Source organism: Agrobacterium sp. ST15.13.015, from assembly GCF_027871645.1.
GTDB classification, from domain to species: Bacteria; Pseudomonadota; Alphaproteobacteria; order Rhizobiales; family Rhizobiaceae; genus Agrobacterium; species Agrobacterium leguminum.
In genome coordinates, this window is record NZ_JAQAHF010000009.1 from 211917 (window position 1) to 228139 (window position 16223).

19 protein-coding genes are annotated in these 16223 nt (G+C 60.6%); 10 read left to right on the top strand and 9 right to left on the bottom strand.

Annotated elements, in window-relative coordinates; all coding sequences use genetic code 11:
• Positions 1 to 8: 8 nt before the first annotated feature.
• From PIB16_RS16130 to coxB, 7 genes are all read right to left on the bottom strand, one after another.
• Entirely contained in the window at positions 9 to 395 is a 387-nt protein-coding gene (locus PIB16_RS16130; RefSeq protein ID WP_003521108.1) for a DUF983 domain-containing protein, read from the bottom strand.
• 291 nt (positions 396 to 686) lie between these two features.
• Positions 687 to 1562, bottom strand: a complete 876-nt coding sequence (locus PIB16_RS16135) for a cytochrome c oxidase subunit 3 (protein ID WP_003521107.1) — start codon at positions 1560 to 1562, stop codon at positions 687 to 689.
• A gap of 61 nt (positions 1563 to 1623) precedes the next feature.
• Entirely contained in the window at positions 1624 to 2241 is a 618-nt protein-coding gene (locus PIB16_RS16140; RefSeq protein WP_003521106.1) for a cytochrome c oxidase assembly protein, read from the bottom strand.
• A gap of 29 nt (positions 2242 to 2270) precedes the next feature.
• Entirely contained in the window at positions 2271 to 2402 is a 132-nt protein-coding gene (locus PIB16_RS16145) for a hypothetical protein (RefSeq protein WP_003521105.1), read from the bottom strand.
• Positions 2402 to 3355 (bottom strand): heme o synthase, encoded by a 954-nt coding sequence (gene cyoE, locus PIB16_RS16150; RefSeq protein ID WP_003521104.1) that lies wholly within the window; start codon positions 3353 to 3355, stop codon positions 2402 to 2404. Before cyoE ends, PIB16_RS16145 begins: the two co-directional genes overlap by 1 nt.
• 386 nt (positions 3356 to 3741) lie before the next feature.
• Positions 3742 to 5442, bottom strand: coding sequence for a cytochrome c oxidase subunit I (ctaD, locus tag PIB16_RS16155; protein WP_003521103.1), 1701 nt, complete (start codon positions 5440 to 5442; stop codon positions 3742 to 3744).
• Positions 5443 to 5458: 16 nt separating this feature from the next.
• Positions 5459 to 6322: a cytochrome c oxidase subunit II gene (gene coxB, locus PIB16_RS16160; protein WP_442866784.1), complete on the bottom strand. Its 864-nt coding sequence runs from the start codon at positions 6320 to 6322 to the stop codon at positions 5459 to 5461.
• 443 nt (positions 6323 to 6765) lie between these two features.
• Here coxB and PIB16_RS16165 point away from each other — a divergent pair, with 443 nt between their 5' ends.
• The 5 genes from PIB16_RS16165 to PIB16_RS16185 all read left to right on the top strand — a co-directional run bounded on the left by PIB16_RS16165 (position 6766) and on the right by PIB16_RS16185 (position 10614).
• Complete coding sequence (locus tag PIB16_RS16165) at positions 6766 to 7290, top strand: invasion associated locus B family protein (protein ID WP_003521101.1); 525 nt, start codon at positions 6766 to 6768, stop codon at positions 7288 to 7290.
• 82 nt (positions 7291 to 7372) lie between these two features.
• A complete protein-coding gene (tldD, locus tag PIB16_RS16170) occupies positions 7373 to 8788 on the top strand; it encodes a metalloprotease TldD (RefSeq protein WP_271045912.1) in 1416 nt (471 codons plus the stop codon).
• Positions 8789 to 8991: 203 nt separating this feature from the next.
• Positions 8992 to 9429, top strand: a complete 438-nt coding sequence (locus PIB16_RS16175; RefSeq protein ID WP_003521098.1) for a bleomycin resistance protein — start codon at positions 8992 to 8994, stop codon at positions 9427 to 9429.
• Between the two features lie 3 nt (positions 9430 to 9432).
• Complete coding sequence (locus tag PIB16_RS16180) at positions 9433 to 10098, top strand: HAD family hydrolase (RefSeq protein WP_271045913.1); 666 nt, start codon at positions 9433 to 9435, stop codon at positions 10096 to 10098.
• A 138-nt stretch (positions 10099 to 10236) separates the two neighbouring features.
• Positions 10237 to 10614 (top strand): hypothetical protein, encoded by a 378-nt coding sequence (locus PIB16_RS16185; RefSeq protein ID WP_271045914.1) that lies wholly within the window; start codon positions 10237 to 10239, stop codon positions 10612 to 10614.
• 54 nt (positions 10615 to 10668) lie between these two features.
• Here the strand turns inward: PIB16_RS16185 and PIB16_RS16190 are convergent, their stop codons facing one another.
• Complete coding sequence (locus PIB16_RS16190; protein WP_003521095.1) at positions 10669 to 10974, bottom strand: MazG nucleotide pyrophosphohydrolase domain-containing protein; 306 nt, start codon at positions 10972 to 10974, stop codon at positions 10669 to 10671.
• Positions 10975 to 11128: 154 nt separating this feature from the next.
• Here PIB16_RS16190 and PIB16_RS16195 point away from each other — a divergent pair, with 154 nt between their 5' ends.
• Positions 11129 to 11908, top strand: coding sequence for a sulfite exporter TauE/SafE family protein (locus PIB16_RS16195; protein WP_271045915.1), 780 nt, complete (start codon positions 11129 to 11131; stop codon positions 11906 to 11908).
• A gap of 31 nt (positions 11909 to 11939) precedes the next feature.
• On the opposite strand, the gene pdxH is transcribed toward PIB16_RS16195, so the two are convergent.
• Positions 11940 to 12560, bottom strand: coding sequence for a pyridoxamine 5'-phosphate oxidase (pdxH, locus tag PIB16_RS16200; protein ID WP_080852561.1), 621 nt, complete (start codon positions 12558 to 12560; stop codon positions 11940 to 11942).
• A 56-nt stretch (positions 12561 to 12616) separates the two neighbouring features.
• On the opposite strand from pdxH, the gene PIB16_RS16205 reads away from it, so the two are divergent.
• From PIB16_RS16205 to PIB16_RS16220, 4 genes are all read left to right on the top strand, one after another.
• Complete coding sequence (locus tag PIB16_RS16205) at positions 12617 to 13066, top strand: RT0821/Lpp0805 family surface protein (protein ID WP_442866783.1); 450 nt, start codon at positions 12617 to 12619, stop codon at positions 13064 to 13066.
• A 210-nt stretch (positions 13067 to 13276) separates the two neighbouring features.
• Complete coding sequence (locus PIB16_RS16210; RefSeq protein WP_104679332.1) at positions 13277 to 14392, top strand: DnaJ C-terminal domain-containing protein; 1116 nt, start codon at positions 13277 to 13279, stop codon at positions 14390 to 14392.
• 131 nt (positions 14393 to 14523) lie between these two features.
• The gene (gene fabI, locus PIB16_RS16215) at positions 14524 to 15342 is read left to right on the top strand and encodes an enoyl-ACP reductase FabI (protein WP_003521090.1); all 819 of its coding nucleotides are present in this window, start codon (positions 14524 to 14526) and stop codon (positions 15340 to 15342) included.
• A 30-nt stretch (positions 15343 to 15372) separates the two neighbouring features.
• The gene (locus PIB16_RS16220; protein WP_065654316.1) at positions 15373 to 15966 is read left to right on the top strand and encodes a histidine phosphatase family protein; all 594 of its coding nucleotides are present in this window, start codon (positions 15373 to 15375) and stop codon (positions 15964 to 15966) included.
• Positions 15967 to 16223: the final 257 nt, after the last annotated feature.

The following is a 16223-nucleotide window of genomic DNA, read 5'->3' on the forward strand; positions in this document are numbered from 1 at the left end:
GGGAAACGTCATTCACGATCAAGCCTGCCTTCGCTTGCATTGTTGCGGTATTGCAGCGCAATCATGATCCCTTTCAGCTTGCGCAGCAGCACGAGGGAGACAATCACCGTAAACGGCAACCACAGCATGACATGCACCCAGACCGGCGGCGCAAAACGCTGATCGAACCAGAGCGCCAGCCCGACGACCAGAAAACCGACGATCAGCATGACGAAAACCGCCGGGCCATCGCCCGCATCGGCAAAACCGTAATCCAGTCCGCAGGCGCTGCAGGCGGGTTTTATGGTCAGAAAGCCGTCGAACAGCCGTCCGTTGCCGCAACGCGGGCAGCAGCCTTTCAAGCCCACCTTGATGGGATCGACCGGCGCGAAATTGCCGTTTGATGGTTCAGACATGACGACCTCCCGCGAAGTTGCCCAAAGCCCGAGGACGACAGCGAGCCTGTTGGAAGCGTGCTTCTAAACCAAGGCAGTCATCTGTCGCTCGGCTTTGCTGCTTGTTTCTTCTCCCCGCCGGGGAGAAGGTGGCCCGAAGGGTCGGATGAGGGGGCTAGCTCTCCGAATATCTCTACCGTAGCCCCCTCATCCCGCTGCCGCGGACTTCTCCCCGGCGGGGAGAAGAAACACGTGGCACCTGCTCGCTCCACAGGATGCCTTGCTGCGGACCCAGTCCTCTATCCGACGCAATCAGCCGTGCAGCGGCGCGCCCCAGCCACCCCAGATATAGATGGCGAAGAACAGGAACAGCCAGACGACGTCCACGAAGTGCCAGTACCAGGCAGCCGCCTCGAAACCGAAATGCTGCTTGGGCGTGAAACCGCCGCCAACGGCGCGGAACAGGCAGACCAGCAGGAAGACCGTGCCGACGAAGACGTGGAAACCGTGAAAACCGGTGGCCATGAAGAAAGTCGCGCCGTAGATCGAATTCTTGAAGTCGAACGGCGCGTGCATGTATTCGTAAACCTGCACGGTGGAGAACAGGACGCCGAGCGCGACGGTGAGCAACAGACCGGTGATCAGGCCCTTGCGGTCATTGTGCAGCAGGGCATGGTGCGCCCAGGTGACGCAGGTGCCCGACAAAAGCAGGATGACGGTGTTATAGAGCGGCAGGTGCCAGGGATCGATCACCTCGATGCCCTTGGGCGGCCATTGCCCGCCGGTATATTCGAGGCGCGACGCCTGAATGGCTTCGTGCGGGAAGAGGCTGGCATCGAAATAGGCCCAGAACCACGCCACGAAGAACATCACCTCCGAGGCGATGAACATGATCATGCCATAACGCAGGTGAAGCGAGACAACGCGGGTGTGGTTGCCCTCATGGGCTTCCTTGATCGTGTCGGACCACCATGCGTACATGGTGTAAAGCACGATGACGAGGCCGATATAGAACAGCCAGGGATTGGCCAGTTCCGCGCCGAACAGCTTGAAGGAGCCGCCCGACAGGTAACGCATGTAACAGACGCCACCAAAGGTCAGGATGAAGGCGCCGATCGAGGCCAGAAGCGGCCAGGGGCTTGGATCGATAATGTGGTAGTCGTGGTTCTTCTGATGCGTATCTGCCATTGCGACAATCCCCGAATGTCTCTTCCCTGATCCGGCCTTCGATAAAAGGCCAGATCTCCTCTCACAATTTGCTTTCGCCAGATGAAGTCTTTACCGGCAAGGACGCAACCGGTTTTTCGGTTTTGGCCGGATAAAACGTATAGGACAGCGTTAAAGTGTGAATGCTCTTGGTTTCGCGCGCCGTGGCGATGTCAGGATCGACGAAGAACACCACCGGCATCTCCAGCGTTTCACCCGGCTGCAGCGTCGTTTCGGTGAAGCAGAAGCACTCCACCTTGTTGAAATAGGCGCCGGCTTCCATCGGCGTGACGTTGAAGACCGCCGTGCCCGTGGTCGCCACGGGTGAGCGGTTCGTCGCCTTGAACGTCACCTGCACCGTTTCGCCGATCTTCGGCGTGACCTTTTTGTCGACCGGCTGGAAATCCCAGTTGAGGCCGTTCGACGTATTGGCGTCGAAGGTGACGTTGATGGTCTTGTCGAGGATGACGTCGGAATATTGCTCGACGCGCTGGGTGGTGCCGTTATAGCCGGTGACACGGCAGAACAGCGTATAAAGCGGTACGGCGGCATAGGCCATGCCGATCATGGCGCAGAAAAACACCAGACAAAGCACGAGGATGGAGCGATTGCTCACCCGCTGCCTGCCGGTCCCTGCCGTCTGCGCTTCCATATTCGCCATCTCCTCCTCCTCTCCCCTCAATCAGCGCGTCAGTGCGAGCCGATCTTGATGATGGTGATGATGTAGAACAGCACCACCAGGCCGGCGAGCAGGACGCCGAGCGCGATGTTGCGCCCACGTCTCGATTTTTTCTGCGCCGCGCTCAGTTCCACCGTTTCCATCACAGGACTCCCGACATGACGGCCTTCAGGGCCGGCGCGAAATGATCGGCCAGAAGGCCGGAGAAAATCGCAAAAAGGTAAAGCACCGAATAGGCGAACATCTTCTTGGCCGGCAGCATCTTCTCGTCGCCCTCAGGCATGCGCCGGACATCGAGCGAACAGTAGACGAAGATAGCGCTCAGAACGGCGGCGAAAATGCCGTAACCGGCGCTCGCAAGGCCGGTGAAATAAGGCGCGACGGCCGCGGCCGCGGTCAGCACCGCATAAACGATCATCTGGTTCTTGGTGGAGCGTTCGCCGACCACGTTCGGCATCATGGGAATGCCGACGGCGCCGTAATCGCGCATCTTGAACAGCGCCAGCGCCCAGAAATGCGCCGGTGTCCACAGGAAGATGATGAGGAACAGGATGATGCTGTCCAGCGAAACGCCGCCGGTGACGCAGGCCCAGCCGAGCATGGGCGGGAAAGCGCCGGCCGCGCCGCCGATGACGATGTTCTGCGGCGTCGAGCGTTTCAGCCACATCGTATAGATGACGGCGTAAAAGAAGATGGTGAAGGCGAGCAGGCCGGCGGAGAACCAGTTGACCGCAAGGCCGAGAATGACCACCGAAAAGGCCGACAGCGTCAGCCCGAAGGCCAGCGCCTCGCGCGGCGCGATGCGGCCGGACGGGATCGGCCGCCGGGCGGTGCGGCTCATCACAGCGTCGATATCGGCATCGTACCACATGTTGAGCGCACCGGATGCGCCCGCGCCAACGGCGATGCAGAGAATGGCGATGATGCCGAGCACCGGGTTGATTTCACCCGGCGCCAGCACGAGACCCGCAAAGGCCGTGAAGACGACGAGCGACATGACGCGCGGCTTCAGCAATTCGAAATAATCGCGCGCGCCGGCTTCCGAAAGTTCGGAGCCCTTCACGCCCAGCATGTCGCGATTGTCGATAATGCTCATTTCCTGTCCTGTTTCCTTCGAACGCCGCGTGAAGCGACGTCCCTTGCACCGGCCCGAAAACAAATGTGATTTCCGGCATGCGCGATGCGTCAATTCATGGGTCCCGAACGTCCTGGCATGAGCGGCGCCGGGCAAAACCGATGCCATTTTCCGGCTTTTCGCCGCACCCTGCCGCCATTCGTCTGCGCTTGCATTTCATAAAGGCCAGATTTGGCATTTATCACGTCCGGGGCATGTATCACGTCGGACGGCAGGCATCGCTTGGACAAAATGTCACGCGGCAGGACAAACTGCCCGTTCGGGAAACGGCACGGACCGAACCGCGCCGTCCCTCATTTTCAGCGCCGGGAATTAGCAGGCCCTGCCCGCTCCTTCCGGCCCGCGCATCAACGAATGCGCGGCAGCTGTTCCCACTGGTGGTAGGGCGGCGGCGAAGACAGCTGCCATTCGAGCGTCGTCGCACCTTCACCCCAGGGGTTGTTGCCAGCGATCCGCTTCTTTGCGAAGGCTTCCCAGACGCAGAAGAGGAAGATCAGCACGCCGACGGCCGAAATGTAGGAACCGTAGGACGATACCATGTTCCAGCCGGCATAGGCATCGGGATAATCGATATAGCGGCGCGGCATGCCGGCAAGACCGAGGAAGTGCTGCGGGAAGAACACGAGGTTCACGCCCACGAACATGACCCAGAAATGCAGCTTGCCGAGGAACTCGCTGTACATGTAGCCGGTGATCTTCGGGAACCAGTAATACCAGCCGGCAAAGATCGCGAAGACCGCGCCGAGCGACAGAACGTAGTGGAAGTGCGCCACCACGTAATAGGTATCGTGCAGCGAACGGTCGAGACCGGCATTGGCGAGCTGGACGCCGGTGACGCCGCCGACCGTGAACAGGAAGATGAAGCCGATCGCCCAGACCATCGGTGTCGAGAAGGTCAGCGAACCGCCCCACATGGTCGCAATCCACGAGAAGATCTTGATACCCGTCGGCACCGCTATGACCATGGTGGCGAAGACGAAATAACGCTGCGCTTCGAGCGACAGGCCGACCGTGTACATGTGGTGGGCCCAGACGATGAAGCCGACGGCGCCGATGGCGACCATGGCATAGGCCATGCCGAGGTAACCGAAGACCGGCTTCTTGGAGAAGGTGGAGACGATGTGGCTGATGATGCCGAAGCCCGGCAGGATCAGGATGTAGACTTCCGGATGGCCGAAGAACCAGAACAGGTGCTGGTAAAGGATCGGGTCACCGCCGCCTTCCGGCGAGAAGAATGCCGTGCCGAAGTTACGGTCGGTCAGAAGCATGGTGATGCCGCCCGCCAGAACCGGCAGCGAAAGCAGCAGCAGGAACGCGGTGACGAGGACCGACCAGGCGAAGAGCGGCATCTTGTGCAGCGTCATGCCCGGAGCGCGCATGTTGAGGATGGTGGTGATGAAGTTGATCGCACCGAGGATCGACGACGCGCCCGAAACGTGCAGCGCGAAGATCGCCAGATCCACCGCCGGTCCCGGCATGCCGCTGGTCGATAGAGGCGGATACATGGTCCAGCCGCCACCGACACCGTAGGCGCCCGCAGGGCCCTCGACGAAGAGCGAGAGAATGAGAAGGATGAAAGCCGGAACGATCAGCCAGAAGGAAATGTTGTTCAGGCGCGGGAAAGCCATGTCCGGAGCGCCGATCATGATCGGGATCATCCAGTTGGCGAAACCGCCGATCAGCGCCGGCATGACCATGAAGAAGATCATGATCAGCGCGTGCGCGGTGGTGAACACGTTGAACATGTGCTTGCCGCCATCGATGGCGGCGTCACCCTCGAAGCCGTAAACCATGGACGCCAGACCGTGGAAAATCTGGATGCCCGGCTCCTGCAGCTCCATGCGCATGACGACGGAAAGCCCGCCGCCGACGATGCCGGCGATGATCGCGAAGATCAGGTAGAGCGTGCCGATGTCCTTGTGGTTGGTCGACAGGAACCAGCGGGCGAAGAAGCCCGGCGTATGGGAATGATGTGCATCATGCGAATGATCGTCATGTGCGGAATGACCATGCGAGTGATGATCGTCGTGTGCGGAAGGTCCAGCCATTGTCCTCACTCCAGAGTCAGTTGGTTTCGTTGGCGGCAACGTCGACGGTGCGCGGAGCGCCATCGACAGAGGCCATCAGCGCCCGGTTCGCGCCGCTCAGGTCAGAAGCGGCGGCGGTGAGCCAGGTGTTGTACTGCTGTTCGGAAACCACCCGAATGGCGATTGGCATGAAGGCATGGTCCTTGCCGCAAAGCTCGGAACACTGACCGTAATAAAGGCCCACTTTTTCCGCCTTGAACCAGGTTTCGTTCAGGCGGCCGGGAACGGCGTCGATCTTGACGCCGAAAGCCGGCATGGCGAAGGAATGGATCACATCCGTCGGTGCGGCGGTGACGAGCAGGCGAACGGTCTTGCCGACCGGAACGACCATTTCATTGTCTACCGCCAGAAGACGCGGATAGCGGGCCCTGTCTTCCTTGCCCGCGGCGGCGCGATCCTGGTCCTTCAGCATGTAGCTGTCGAAGGAAACCGGCTCGGCGCCTTCGGCGGCCGTATATTCATAGCTCCACAGCCATTGCGTGGCGGTCGCCTTCAGCGTCACGTCGGGGTTTTCCGGCTGCGTGAGCTGCGCGTTCAAGAGATTGAACGACGGGAAAGCAAGGAACAGAAGAATGAGAACCGGCGCCAGCGTCCAGACCACCTCGATCGCCGTGTTATGGCTGGTCTTGGAAGCCACCGGATTTTTCGCGGCGCGGAATTTCAGGGCGACGACGATGAGCAGCGCAAGAACGAAAAGCGTAACCGGAACAATGAACCAGAGCGTATATTGTTCAAACCAGCGTATTTCGTGCATGATCGGCGTGGCGGCCTCCTGCATGCCCATTTGCCAATGCACCGGCTGATCGGCGTGGGCGCCGACAGCCGTGAGCAGACAGGTCATCCCCGCCAGTGCTGCGTAAATCCTATTCGTCACGGTACCCTCTCCCTCACGCGTCTGATCTAGATCAATCACAGACGCAGAATCCATGCTTATGGTACTAACTTCAAACCACAGTTTGTCCTCTGCCGCAATATGCGTCGGGACACGGATGCGCCCCAATTTTGCCATTGGTCAATCCACGGCGACTTTCTCTCACCCCACGCCTCACCGGACCGGCCGAACGCGGTTTCAAACAGCCCAAATGCGACAAAGCCCCCTCTCACAGCCGGTTTTGCCGCCAGTTTCATCGCCGGATAATGAATGTCGCGCCGGGCAAATCACACGCCCATCCCGCAAGACAGGTCCTATTTCCGCCCAACTCCGCTGGAATTGAAGGCCTGAGGCTTTTTTTTCCGGATTATGGCGTCAAAATAGCCGCACTGATTCGAATCCCAGAGGTATCCATGCGTCTTTCCCCGCTCGCGCGCACTTTTCTTGCCGCCGCCGGTCTTGCCATCATCGCTCCCGCCGCTGCGGCGCTGGCGCAACAGCAGCCGCCCGGCACGCCGAAGTCGACGCATGGAGCATGGTCTGTCATCTGCGACAAGCCGGCGGGTGCGTCCGAAGAACAATGCGCGCTGATGCAGAACGTGATCGCCGATGACCGCCCGGAAGTTGGGCTTTCGGTGGTGGTGCTGAAGACGGCCGACCGCAAGTCGCGCATCCTGCGCATCCTCGCGCCGCTTGGCGTGCTTTTGAAGGATGGCATGGAGCTTTATATCGACAATAATAATATCGGCCGCGCCTATTTCACCCGCTGCTTTTCCGAAGGCTGCTATGTGGAAGTGGATATCGACGACGAGTTGCTGAAGGTTCTGCGCGCTGGCAAGAATGCCGTTTTCGCACTGCGCGAAGCCGTGGATCAGGATCGCGTGGGTATTCCGATCGAGCTTTCCGGCTTTGCCGAGGGATATGACGCGCTTCCTTAAAGCCTGCCATTGTCGGACAGCCTTGCGTCCGTCCGCTCCAGTGCCTAAATCGGTCATTGAACGATAATGACTGGAGCCTCCCATGACCGACGATCTTGTAAAACTCTTCGATTGCGACGAAACGCAATTGCGCAAGCTCGTCGGCGAGGCGCTTGCCGGCGCTGACGATGGCGAGCTTTTCATCGAACATGCCCAGGCCGAATCGCTTACTTTCGATAATGGCCGGCTGAAGGGCGGTTCTTTCAACACCGATCAGGGTTTCGGCCTGCGCGCCGTCGCAGGCGAGACGGTTGGCTATGCCCATGCGGGTGAGCTTTCGCAAAGTGCGCTGAAACGTGCTTCCGATGCAGTGGGCGCGGTGACCAAGGGTTATTCCGGCTCTTATGCCGCCGCACCGCAGCGCACCAACAAGAAGCTTTATGGCGACGAGAACCCTATCGGCAGCCCGAGCTTCGAGGAGAAGGTGAAGCTTCTCACCGATATCGATGCCTATCTGCGTGAAAAGGACGACAAGGTCCGGCAGGTGACGGCGACCATTTCGGCAAGCTGGCAGGTGGTGGACATCCTGCGGGCCGACGGCCATCGCGTCAGCGATATCCGGCCGATGACCCGCATCAATGTTTCCGTCGTGGCCGGCGAAGGCGACCGGCAGGAAAGCGGCTCCTACGGCATTGGCGGCCGCGTCGGCTTCAGCGATTTCATCACCACGGAAAACTGGCAGCGCGGTGCGGATGAAGCGCTGCGCCAGGCGCTCGTCAACCTCACCGCCATCGATGCGCCGGCCGGCACCATGGATGTGGTGCTCGGTTCCGGCTGGCCGGGCGTCATGCTGCACGAGGCGGTGGGCCACGGTCTGGAAGGCGATTTCAACCGCAAGAAAACCTCGGCCTTCGCCGGCCTGATGGGCGAAATGGTTGCCGCCCCCGGCGTGACCGTCGTGGATGACGGCACCATCGACAGCCGCCGCGGCTCGCTGACGATCGACGATGAAGGTACGCCTTCCGGCTATAATGTGCTGATCGAGAACGGCAGGCTGGTCGGTTACATGCAGGACCGGCAGAACGCCCGGTTGATGGGCGCCAGGCCCACCGGCAACGGCCGCCGGCAGGGCTACGCCTATGTGCCGATGCCGCGCATGACCAATACCTATATGCTGTCGGGCGACAAGACGCCGGAAGAGATCATCGCCTCCGTGAAGAAGGGCATCTATGCCGTTTCCTTCGGCGGGGGCCAGGTGGATATCACCTCCGGCAAATTCGTGTTCGGCTGCACCGAGGCCTACCTCATCGAAAACGGCAGGATCGGCGCGCCGGTAAAGGGCGCGATGCTGATCGGCAACGGGCCGGATGCGATGAAGCGCGTCTCGATGATCGGCAACGATTCCAAGCTCGATACGGGCATCGGCAATTGCGGCAAGGCCGGACAATGGGTGCCGGTCGGCGTCGGCCAGCCGCATCTGCGCATGGACCAGATCACCGTCGGCGGTACGAAGGCTTAGTTCCGCGGTGCATGGGCGGTCGTGGGAGACGTCGAACCTGTCGTGACAGTCCTCACCCGCAGCGTTGCCGCGCTGGCAGCCCAGAACCCCACACATGGCTGCCATGATGAGGTTTCCTCTGGCATGCGGCCGGTAAGACGGTAAGATCATCCCTCATGGCAGGCCCCTCCTCCCACCCCGGGGCCTGCGCGGCAAAGGAGACCATGACCATCATACGAAATGCCCTCGTTCCTGAACTCGCCGTCAGCGACTGGCAGAAAAGCCGCGCCTTTTATTGCGACCTGATCGGTTTTCACGTGGTCTATGAGCGCCCCGAGGAGGGTTTCACCTATCTGGCGCTGGGGGATGCCCAGCTGATGATCGACCAGATCGGCGCGACCCGGACATTCGTGACGGACAATGCCGCGCTCGAATTTCCGCTCGGCCGCGGCATGAACCTGCAACTTGCCGTCCCTTCCCTGCAACCCATTCTCTCCCGGCTGGAGCGATCCTCCATCGACCTCGTCATGCCGCTGGAGGAAAAATGGTACAGGCGCGGCACGGTCGAAGTAGGCAACCGGCAATTCATCGTCGCCGATCCGGACGGTTATCTGATCCGCCCGTTCGAGAGCCTTGGCGAACGCCCCTTCCGGTTCGGTTAAGTCATGCTGCCTTTTCTTCCGCAGGCCGTGGTTTTCGACATGGACGGATTGCTGATCGAGAGCGAGAGGCTCTATCGCGATTCATTTCTGGCTGCCTCGGATGAAGGGGGCCACGGAATGAAGGTCGAGACCTATCAGAAGGTCTGCGGCAGCCCGTGGGACGTCATAACCGGCACCATCTTTGCCGACTATGGTGCGGATTTTCCCATCGACAGCTTCCGCGACGCCTGGCTCCGGCATCTTGGCGTGATGATGGCGGAAGGCGTGGCGCTGAAGCCGGGCGTCATCGACATTCTCGATCTGCTCGACCGCCTCGATATCCGCCGCGCCATCGCCACCTCGTCGCGGCACGATTCGGTGACGCGCCATCTCGGGCCCCACGATCTTCTCAGACGTTTCGACACCATCGTCGCACGCGGCGACTATACCGAACCGAAACCCGCACCCATGCCCTATCTCACCGCAGCCCGAAGGCTTTCCCTCGATCCGGGCCGCTGCCTTGCGCTGGAGGATTCCTATTCAGGCGTGCGCTCGGCGATATCGGCGGGCATGATGACGATCATGGTGCCGGACGTGGCGCCGCCGACCGAGGAAATGCGGGAGAAGTGCATTGCCGTTGCGAGCGACCTGCATGCGGTGGCCGGCCTTCTGCAAAAGGCGCAGGCCTGAGTGAGATGAAAAGCGTGCTGAAAATGCGGAGAGGCGTCATATGTCCTTAGCCATCCGGCTTCATGATGAGGCTCATCTCGGCTGTAACGCCGAGATTAGCCGAGCGCCTTTGTCGGCGCATCCATAACCGGGGTGATCATGCCGCCTTTTGCCGTATCGCTCGTAACGCTGATACTGCTGGTTCTGTCCCTATTCCAGATTGCCCTTGCAGCCGCTGCACCCTTCGGACGCCTTGCCTGGGGCGGTGCGTACCGGGTGTTGCCGGTCCGGCAAAGAATTGCCAGCGCGTCGGCTCCGCTTATTTATGCCTTTTTTGCGTCCTTTCCGCTGCAAAAGGCAGGTTATGCTCACATCTGGCCATCCGGCTGGATCGAACCCGGCATCTGGATCATCGCCTGTTATCTGGCAGTGAGCGCTGGATTGAACGCAATGTCGAAAAGCCGCCCGGAGCGGCTGGTGATGACGCCTGTGGCTGCCGCTCTTGCGATCCTGTTCTTTATCGTCGCCTTCTCCTAGCCGTATCGCCAGAGGCGAGATACCTCAAGGATCAAGCCGCCGTTCGGCGCATCGTCAGGCTCCCGGCTTGAAACGCCACTTACGCTCGATCGCTCCTTCAATATCGAGACCGTTATAGTGGGCCAGCAACAGCACATGGCCGAGCAGATCGGCGGTTTCGTCAGCCAGATCCCGCTTCATCTCCTCTTTGCTCCTGCCCTTAATGCGCCCCCGTCCTGTCAGCCGATTCCAGGCCTGTGTGACCTCGCCAACCTCTTCCTGAAGCTTCAGCATGTACCAGTCCGGGTCGCGAAATATTCCGTTTTCAGCGGCATATTTTTGCGAGGCCTCTTCAAACCGAGGCATCATGTCAGCAAACATTTGTTCATCCTTTGTTCATGCGCTACAACTCTAATCATGATTCTCTGACGGCGTCGACCCGTCAGGGCGTCACGCAGCCATGAACTGAAATTTCCGCGACATGTACATGCAAGCGGGATAGAGAAAAGATATTCGAACAACCGTGCCATCGCCCATGTCCCACCTCGATTTTTTCTCATCGCTCGTCACCGCGCATAGTCCGATGCTGCTCGCCATGTTTGCGGGCGCCGCCTTTCTCGCCGGCCTTGCCCGCGGCTTTTCCGGTTTCGGTGCGGCGCTTATCTTCATCCCGCTCGCGAGCGCCATCGTCGGGCCGCGTGTCGCCTCGGCAGTGCTGCTGGTGGTGGACGCCGTGCTGACGCTCGGCATGATACCGCCCGCATGGCGCATGGCGGACCGGCGCGAAGTCTTCATCATGGCGGCCGGCGCCTTTGTCGGCGTGCCGCTTGGAACCATGCTGCTTTCCAACGGCGATCCGCTGACGCTGCGCTGGATCATCTCCGCCGTGGTCGTGATGCTGCTGTTGTTTCTGCTTTCCGGCTGGCGTTACAGCGGCCGGCCGAAGACGCCGCTGACCCTCTTTACCGGGTTTCTGGCCGGGCTGTTTTCGGGGGCTGCGCAACTGGGCGGTCCGCCGGTCGTCGCCTATTGGCTCGGCGGCGCCCTCAAAGGCGCCTTCGTGCGCGCCAACGTCATCTTATATTTCGCGATCTCGACCGTGATCTCCACCGGCAGCTATTTCGTCAGCGGCCTGTTCACCGCCGATGTCTTCGTCTTTTTCCTGCTGGCCCTACCCTTTTACGGGGCCGGGCTTTATGCCGGCGCGCGACTGCACGGGCTTGCCGACGAGGCGGCGTTCCGGCGCATCTGCTATGGGCTGATCGCCATCTCCGCCGTCATCGGCCTGCCGCTATTCGATTCGCTGCTGAAATAGGCAGGCCGTAAATGGCCTGCCCTGACCGCCCTTACGGATACATGCGGACCTTGGACCATGCACCGTCAGGCGTCTCGCGGCGGAATTCGATGCGGTCATGCAGGCGGAACTTGCGGTCGTGCCAGAATTCGATGCTGAGCGGCCGAATGCGGAAGCCGGACCAGTAGGACGGGCGCGGAATATCGCCGATGGCATATCTGGCGGTATATTCCGCCACAGCCTTTTCCAGCGCGAAACGGCCTTCCAGCGGCCGAGACTGCTTGGAAGCCCAGGCGCCGATGCGGCTGCCGCGCGGGCGCGAGGCGTAATAGGCATCCGCCTCTTCGTCGCTCACGATCTCCACTTCGCCGCGCAGGCGCACCTGACGCCGCAGGCTTTTCCAGTGGAAACACATGGCCGCTTTTTTCTGGCCGAGGATCTCCTGGCCCTTCTGGCTTTCGAAATTCGTGTAGAAAACAAAGCCGCGGTCGTCGACGCCTTTCAGCAGAACCATGCGCACATTCGGCAGGCCATTTTCGTCCACGGTGGCAAGCGCTACCGCGTTCGGATCGTTGATTTCGGAAGCCGTTGCATCCTTCAGCCATTCGGCAAAAAGCGTGAACGGTTCATTTTCTTCCGTGAAGTCACTGGATGTTAACCCCGTTTCCGACATATTGACTAAAATGCTCCCGAGCTGATTTGGACCCCAGAGATGATCTCTGGTGAAAGATGGTGACCGTCATAGCAAAGTCGAACAGTCGAACAAAGAGCCTCCTTTCGTCGGTAGCGGAAGTTTCCGCCGTCGTGTCAATGCTTGTGGTGCTGAGCGGCTGCGTCAGCCTCGACCTGTTCGGCGGCGACAAGGTCGACCGCTCGCTTTCCACGGCCTCCATTCCCAACCAGCCGAGCAATGCGCCGCAGACGGACGATGCGACGATCCGCAATGCGGTGACGTCGGCCGATCTCGCCAAGCTCGCCGACCAGCCGCTGCCCTGGGCCAATGCCGCCACCGGCAGCGCCGGCGTCGTCACCGCCATTCACGAAGACAAATCCAGCGGCTTCGTCTGCCGCGATTTCAGGACGACGCGACACTCCTTCGAGGGCGTTGCGAGCTATGCGGGACAGGCCTGCCTGTCGGAAACCGGCGAATGGCTGCTGACCCGCTTCGAGCAGAAATAATCTGTTTACCCTTAAATATGGAATAGCGCCGGCCCGGGTGCGGCGCGCTTCCTCCGTAAAGGAGTGATTAGCAACTTATTGCAACAGTCGACGTTGATTAAACCGAGGGCGTGCAGGCGAATGATCGCGGCATCCCTTTTCGGAGGGGTTAGTTTCAGGATTGCGCCATGAAGGGCGGCAGCGCCTGAGCCAACGTAACTGGTGTTTCGCATGCGCGATCCATATTCTATCCTCGGCGTAAAACGTGACGCCCGCCACGAGGAAATCAAGGCCGCCTGGCGCACGAAGGCGAAAACCGTCCATCCGGACGCCAATCGCGACGATCCCGACGCCTCGGCGCGATTCGCCGAGATCGGGCAGGCCTATGATCTTCTCAAAGACCCGAAAAAGCGCGATCTCTACGATCAGGCCCGCAGGGCAGCCGAAAAGAAGCAGCGCGGCGAAACCATCATGCAGCAGCGGGAAGCCGCGCGCGAGGCTGCCGAGCGCGCCAAGGCCGCCGAAAAGCTGATGGAGGAACTGGCCCGTGCGGACGCCCGCAACAGGGCGCAGACCGGCCAGAAAACCGACGCCAAGGCGGAAACCGCCGAAGATATCGTCGAACGGATTTTTGGCGCGGAAGCACAGAACGATCCCAAGGTGCAGCAGGCGGCGGAAGCGGCAAAGGCTGCTGCAGGCCCCGCAAAAAGCGATATGCCGGGTGCCGGCGAGACCGCGCAGCCCGGCGCCGCCGATGACAGGACAGCGCCCGCATCGCTCGCCGCCAATCTTTTCAGCGCTCTGGTGCGCCGTTTCCGCACGCCGCAGCCGGCTCCTGAAAAAGCGCCGGACATCACCGCGGAGGCCACCGTCACGGTCGCCGATCTGCTGGAACACAAGTGGATTACCGTGTCGCTTGCCGACGAACGCGAGGTTCGTTTCCAGCTCGAAGCCGGCATGAGCGACGGACACGTGGTCCGGCTGAAGGGACAGGGGCTGAAGCTACCCAACATGGCGCGCGGCGATCTTGCCGTGACATTGCTGACCGCCCGTGACGACGCGTTTTCCCTTCGTGGCTTCGATATTCACACGACGCTGCCGATCTCGCTCAGCGATGCGGTTCTGGGGTGTGAAACGAAAGTCAGGACTCCGCTCGGTGAGGAAAACATCACCATTCCGGCCTGGTCCGGCTCCGACCGTGTGCTGAGGCTTACCGGCAAGGGGCTCGCCGACGGCAAGGGCGGACAGGGCGATCTCGTCATCGAATTGCGCATCGTTCTCTTGGAAAAGCCGGACGAAAAGGTGACCGACCTGATGCGGCACATGCGCGAAGGCCTTTATTTGTGAAAGTTTTGCGAATAGCCGGGACAACGCACCCTTTGTTACGCTCCCTAACAGTTGATGATCTTTGGCAATCTTGAACAGGATTGCAGCCTATGCCATAGGCAGGACCGATCAAAAGTACTAGGGAGCATAAAATGGCTCAGGCATCCGGCCTCATGGCTGGCAAACGCGGCCTCATCATGGGTGTCGCCAATAATCGTTCCATCGCTTGGGGCATCGCCAAGGCCTGTGCCGACGCGGGCGCGGAAGTTGCGCTGACCTGGCAGGGCGACGCGCTGAAGAAGCGTGTCGAGCCGCTGGCGCAGGAACTGGGCGCCTTCATGGCCGGTCACTGCGATGTGACCGATCTCGAGACGATCGATGCGGTTTTTGCCGGGCTGGAAAAGCACTGGGGCAAGATCGACTTCGTCGTGCACGCCATCGCCTTTTCCGACAAGGATGAGCTGACCGGCCGTTACCTCGATACCAGCCGCGACAATTTCAACCGCACCATGGACATTTCCGTCTTCTCGCTGGCCGCCGTTGCCAAGCGCGCCGAGCCGGTCATGAATGACGGCGGCTCGATCATCACGCTGACCTATTACGGCGCCGAAAAGGTCATGCCGAACTATAACGTCATGGGCGTGGCCAAGGCTGCTCTCGAGGCCAGCGTGCGTTACCTCGCCGTCGACCTCGGCAATCGCGGCATCCGGGTCAACGCCGTTTCTGCCGGCCCGATCAAGACGCTCGCAGCCTCCGGCATCGGCGATTTCCGCTACATTCTGAAATGGAACGAATACAATGCGCCGCTGAAGCGCACCGTTTCCATCGAGGAAGTCGGCAAGTCGGCGCTTTACCTGCTGTCCGACCTTTCGACCGGCGTGACCGGCGAAATCCACCATGTCGATTCCGGTTACCACACCATCGGCATGAAGGCGGTGGATGCGCCTGACATTTCGGTGGTGAAGGACTAAGCCTGAAAAGTGTAAGAACGGGGTATCGCCTTGCTCGTCTATGTGATCCGGCACGGACAAACGGACTGGAATGCGATACGCCGGCTTCAGGGCCAGAAAGACATTCCGCTCAACGATTTCGGCCGCCAGCAGGCGGTCGGTAACGGCAAACTGCTTGCGCAGCTGCTGGGGGAACAGGCCACGGATTTCGACTACGTGGCAAGCCCGCTCGGGCGCACGCGCGAGACCATGGAACTGATGCGCGGCGCGATGGGCCTCGATCCCAAGGCCTATCGAACCGACGATCGCCTGATCGAAGTTTCCTTCGGCGACTGGGAAGGGCAAACCCTGCCGGAGCTGAAAAAAGAGTTCCCGGACCGGGTGAAGGCGCGCAAGGCCAACAAATGGGATTTCATTCCCCCCGGCCAGGATGCCGAAAGCTATGAAATCCTCTCCTGGCGCATCGGCGCATGGCTTTCCTCCGTCGAGGTTCCGACGATATGCGTCTGCCATGGCGGCGTCATCCGCTCGATCTTCCGGCTGGTCTCCGGCATGGACAAGGACGAGGCGTCAAGGACGCAAATTCCGCAGGACCGGATTTTGAAGGTCGAGATCGACAGGAATAGTGCGGAGTGGATTTGGTGAGAGATCACGGGGCATAACCCTCTGCATCGTCCTACTCGAGCAGCCCGTATATTTGGCGCAAAGGCCGCCGCGTATTTCTTCTCCCCGCCGGGGAGAAGGTGGCCCGAAGGGTCGGATGAGGGGGCAACGATAGCTATAGACCGCACCCTTGCCCCCTTGTAACTTGATTTCGCCGCGCTGTGCTATTGTCGCTTGTGCGGTGGCGGATGGAAGACCGATCCCCCCTGGGGACATTGATCCCGTGGATGAGCCCGGGT

What these genes read in the sequence shown, in the direction of transcription:
- pdxH (WP_080852561.1), bottom strand. Translation starts at nt 12,560, where the DNA reads ATGTCGGAAACGGGGTTAACATCCAGTGACTTCACGGAAGAAAATGAA.
- PIB16_RS16205 (WP_442866783.1), top strand. Translation starts at nt 12,617, where the DNA reads ATGGTGACCGTCATAGCAAAGTCGAACAGTCGAACAAAGAGCCTCCTT.
- fabI (WP_003521090.1), top strand. Translation starts at nt 14,524, where the DNA reads ATGGCTCAGGCATCCGGCCTCATGGCTGGCAAACGCGGCCTCATCATG.
- PIB16_RS16175 (WP_003521098.1), top strand. Translation starts at nt 8,992, where the DNA reads ATGACCATCATACGAAATGCCCTCGTTCCTGAACTCGCCGTCAGCGAC.
- PIB16_RS16190 (WP_003521095.1), bottom strand. Translation starts at nt 10,974, where the DNA reads ATGTTTGCTGACATGATGCCTCGGTTTGAAGAGGCCTCGCAAAAATAT.
- PIB16_RS16135 (WP_003521107.1), bottom strand. Translation starts at nt 1,562, where the DNA reads ATGGCAGATACGCATCAGAAGAACCACGACTACCACATTATCGATCCA.
- tldD (WP_271045912.1), top strand. Translation starts at nt 7,373, where the DNA reads ATGACCGACGATCTTGTAAAACTCTTCGATTGCGACGAAACGCAATTG.
- PIB16_RS16165 (WP_003521101.1), top strand. Translation starts at nt 6,766, where the DNA reads ATGCGTCTTTCCCCGCTCGCGCGCACTTTTCTTGCCGCCGCCGGTCTT.
- ctaD (WP_003521103.1), bottom strand. Translation starts at nt 5,442, where the DNA reads ATGGCTGGACCTTCCGCACACGACGATCATCACTCGCATGGTCATTCC.
- PIB16_RS16140 (WP_003521106.1), bottom strand. Translation starts at nt 2,241, where the DNA reads ATGGCGAATATGGAAGCGCAGACGGCAGGGACCGGCAGGCAGCGGGTG.
- PIB16_RS16145 (WP_003521105.1), bottom strand. Translation starts at nt 2,402, where the DNA reads ATGGAAACGGTGGAACTGAGCGCGGCGCAGAAAAAATCGAGACGTGGG.
- cyoE (WP_003521104.1), bottom strand. Translation starts at nt 3,355, where the DNA reads ATGAGCATTATCGACAATCGCGACATGCTGGGCGTGAAGGGCTCCGAA.
- PIB16_RS16130 (WP_003521108.1), bottom strand. Translation starts at nt 395, where the DNA reads ATGTCTGAACCATCAAACGGCAATTTCGCGCCGGTCGATCCCATCAAG.
- PIB16_RS16185 (WP_271045914.1), top strand. Translation starts at nt 10,237, where the DNA reads ATGCCGCCTTTTGCCGTATCGCTCGTAACGCTGATACTGCTGGTTCTG.
- PIB16_RS16180 (WP_271045913.1), top strand. Translation starts at nt 9,433, where the DNA reads ATGCTGCCTTTTCTTCCGCAGGCCGTGGTTTTCGACATGGACGGATTG.
- coxB (WP_442866784.1), bottom strand. Translation starts at nt 6,322, where the DNA reads ATGACCTGTCTGCTCACGGCTGTCGGCGCCCACGCCGATCAGCCGGTG.
- PIB16_RS16195 (WP_271045915.1), top strand. Translation starts at nt 11,129, where the DNA reads ATGTCCCACCTCGATTTTTTCTCATCGCTCGTCACCGCGCATAGTCCG.
- PIB16_RS16210 (WP_104679332.1), top strand. Translation starts at nt 13,277, where the DNA reads ATGCGCGATCCATATTCTATCCTCGGCGTAAAACGTGACGCCCGCCAC.